Below are 3,152 nucleotides of genomic sequence, written 5' to 3'. Positions count from 1 at the left end.
GATCGAGCTGGAAGGGCCGCTGTATGAACAGTGGCCACCCCAAAGCACGGAGCTGATCTTTCATCGCGGTTTGGACGCGTCGGAGTTCGGCGAATCCTACGCCCGCGAGATCTTTGCCCGACTGCTGCCACGGGCGTTTCGACGCAGCGTCAGCGAGGCGGAAATCGATCGCATCGTTGGCGTGGTTCGCAGCGAATTGGAGTACGGAGAAGCGTTTCCCGATGCGATTGAATCCGGAATCGTCGCGATGTTGTGTAGCCCTTCGTTTCTGTTGATCCGTGAAGCGGAGGGAACGATCGCGGGCGACGCCGCGGCGAGCAGCAGTGGCCTTACGAGTAACAGTGACCCTGCGAGTAACGACGACCTTGCCGGTGGCGACGCACTCAACGACGATGAGCTTGCGTTTCGTTTGAGCCGATTTTTGTGGAGTACGATTCCAGACGACGCACTGCGTCAGGCCGCGGCGTCGCGGCGATTGACCGACACAGACGAGCTGGTACGACAGGTGCGCCGGATGTTGGCACACGAAAAAGCTGACGCGCTGGTCGAGGGGTTTGCGCGGCAATGGCTGAAGGCGGATGAGTTTGACCGTTTCGCGATCGATCAAAACCTGTACCGTGATTTCTACCGCGCCGAGAATGCCGGTTTGAACGAAGCGATCAACGCGGAACCGATCGAATTCTTTCGCGAAGTCATGCGCAGCGGCGGCAGTTTGCTCGATTTCCTGGACAGCGATTGGACGATGGCCAACGAGACGCTGGCCCGCTACTACGGGATTCCCGGTGTGACGGGCAACGCCATGGTTCGCGTCGCGTTCCCGCAGCCGTCGGTTCGCGGCGGGCTTTCCACCATGGCCGCGCTGCACAAATGGGGCAGCGATGGCAATCGGACGAAACCCGTCGAACGCGGCAAGTACATATTGGATGTCTTGTTCAACGATCCGCCCAAGCCGCCGCCGCCCAACGTCGGAGAAGTCGAACCGAACGTCAGTGGTGAACTGTTAACCGTGCGGCAGCGATTGGACAAACACCGCACGATCACCGCCTGTGCCCATTGCCATCGCACGATCGACCCCTACGGTTTGGGACTTGAAAACTTCAGTGTCACCGGCGCGTGGCGGACCAAGCAAGATGGCGAACGTCCCTGGTGGCCTGACCACGCGGTGGTCGATGCCAGCGGTACCTTACCCGATGGAACTCGGTTTACGACGATTCATGAGTACCGGACGGCGCTGCGCCGCCAAAGCGATCGGTTTTTGCGCGGGTTTGCTGAGAAGGTGTTGACCTACGCACTCGGCCGCATCATCGAACCGAGCGATCACGTTACAATCGATGGCTTGGTCGATCGCATGAAATCCAACGGACACAGTTTGCAGAGTTTGGTCGAAGGAATCGTCCTTTCGGATGCCTTTTTGAAGAAATAGAACCATGAGCAAAATCCATGCACCCCAACTCGGTCGACGCACCTTACTGCGGGGCACCGGCGGCGCGATGGCGTTGCCGCTGTTGGAGGCGATGCTGCCGAAACGGGCGACCGCCGGCGGCGAAAGCCTCGAACCTGCTTTGCCCAAACGGATCGGTATTTTTTACTTCGGCACGGGCATGAACATGCGCCAGTTGGAGCCGGTGGATGAAGGACGCGACTACACGTTGTCGCCGACGCTGAAGGTGCTGGCTAAACACAAAGACGACTTCACCGTCCTCTCGGGAACCTATTTGGAACACGGCGGCGGTCACCAAGGTGATTACACGTTTTCGACCGGGGTGAAAGCCAAAGACGGAAGCTCGATCAACAATTCCGTCTCGATGGATCAAATCGCGGCGGAGCAACTCGGACGCCAGACCCGGTTCCCCTCGCTGCAGCTTTGTGTCCAACGCGGCACCGGATTCGGCGGCAACCTGCGCACGCTTTCCTGGAACCGTGACGGCGTCCCGCTGGCGTCAGAAAATGACCCTCATGTTTTGTTCAATCGACTGTTCAAGGTCGACGGTCCCGAAGAAACCGAGCTGCGGAAAAAGGGATTCCGTCAACGGCGTAGCATCCTGGACCTGGTCATGGAAGATGCGAAACAGATGGAACGCACCGTCGGTCAACGCGATCGCGTCAAGCTGGACGAATACTTCAGCAGCGTCCGCGAAGTGGAAAAACAACTCGAACGTGACATCGATTGGAATGTGAAACCCAAACCGAACGTCGACACCAGCGGTCTGAGTGATTTTTCAGAAAGCTTTACCGTCAACATGCCCGCCGGCCAGTTTGTGTACGAGAAGTACGCGCGGATGATGTACGACTTGATCGCGCTGGCCTACGAGACCGATTCTTCACGCGTGATCAGTTACGTCGTCCGTCAAGAAAGTTCGGGCGGGACGTTTCCCGAATTCGGTGTGTCGAAAGGGTTCCACGAATTGACACACCATGGTAACGATCCCAAAAACCTGGCGGAGTTGGCGAAGGTGGATCGGATCTATCTTTCGCATTGGAATTACTTCATCGATCGGCTGAAGTCGTTCGGGCAACCCGACGGTTCGAGCTTGTTGGATCACACGCTGTTGGGATTTTCGAGCGGGATGGGGATCGGGCATTCCAAAGACCGCTTGCCGACCTGCCTGTTCGGCGGCAAGGCCGCCGGCGTTGCACACCAAGGCCACCTTCGGCTACCTGAACAGACTCCGCTGTCACGTGTTTGGCACACCATGCTGGACCGGGCCGGTGTCGACCCCGGTGACACTTTCCAAGACTCCACCGGAGTGATCGAAGAGTTGGTAAAAGCGGGGTAGGCTTCTGTCTTGCAAAAAGTGGGGTAAGCTTCCAGCTTGCCGCTTCGCAAGCTTTAGCTTGGCGTGTGGTAGGAATCAGGTCACCAGCTCAGGAAGCCTGCACACCAGCGCACGTTGGTGTTTAGCCTTCAGGCGATTCCCGGTCGCTGCTCCGCAGCGAGACGAGGCGGCTGAAGCCTGCACACCAGCGCACGTTGGTGTTTAGCCTTCAGGCGATTCTCGGTCGCTGCTCCGCAGCGAGAGTGGGCGGCTGAAGCCTGCACACCAGCGCACGTTGGTGTCTAGCCTTCAGGCGATTCCCGGTCGCTGCTCCGCAGCGAGACGAGGCGGCTGAAGCCTGCACACCAGCGCACGTTGGTGTTTAGCCTTCAGGCG

2 protein-coding genes are annotated in these 3,152 nt (G+C 58.6%); both read left to right on the top strand.

The annotated features are described in order from the left end of the window. Positions 1 to 1,423 (top strand): DUF1592 domain-containing protein (locus ABX749_RS27390; RefSeq protein WP_372898827.1); only part of this gene is annotated, 1,423 nt, incomplete at its 5' end. A 4-nt stretch (positions 1,424 to 1,427) separates the two neighbouring features. Then, complete coding sequence (locus tag ABX749_RS27385; RefSeq protein WP_372898825.1) at positions 1,428 to 2,777, top strand: DUF1552 domain-containing protein; 1,350 nt, start codon at positions 1,428 to 1,430, stop codon at positions 2,775 to 2,777. Positions 2,778 to 3,152 lie beyond the last annotated feature (375 nt).

The sequence above is a fragment of the Stieleria sp. genome (genome assembly GCF_041595215.1).
GTDB classification, from domain to species: domain Bacteria; phylum Planctomycetota; class Planctomycetia; order Pirellulales; family Pirellulaceae; genus Stieleria; species Stieleria magnilauensis.
Note: the sequence above shows the minus strand (reverse complement) of the source record. Positions and strands in the feature narration are given on the sequence as shown.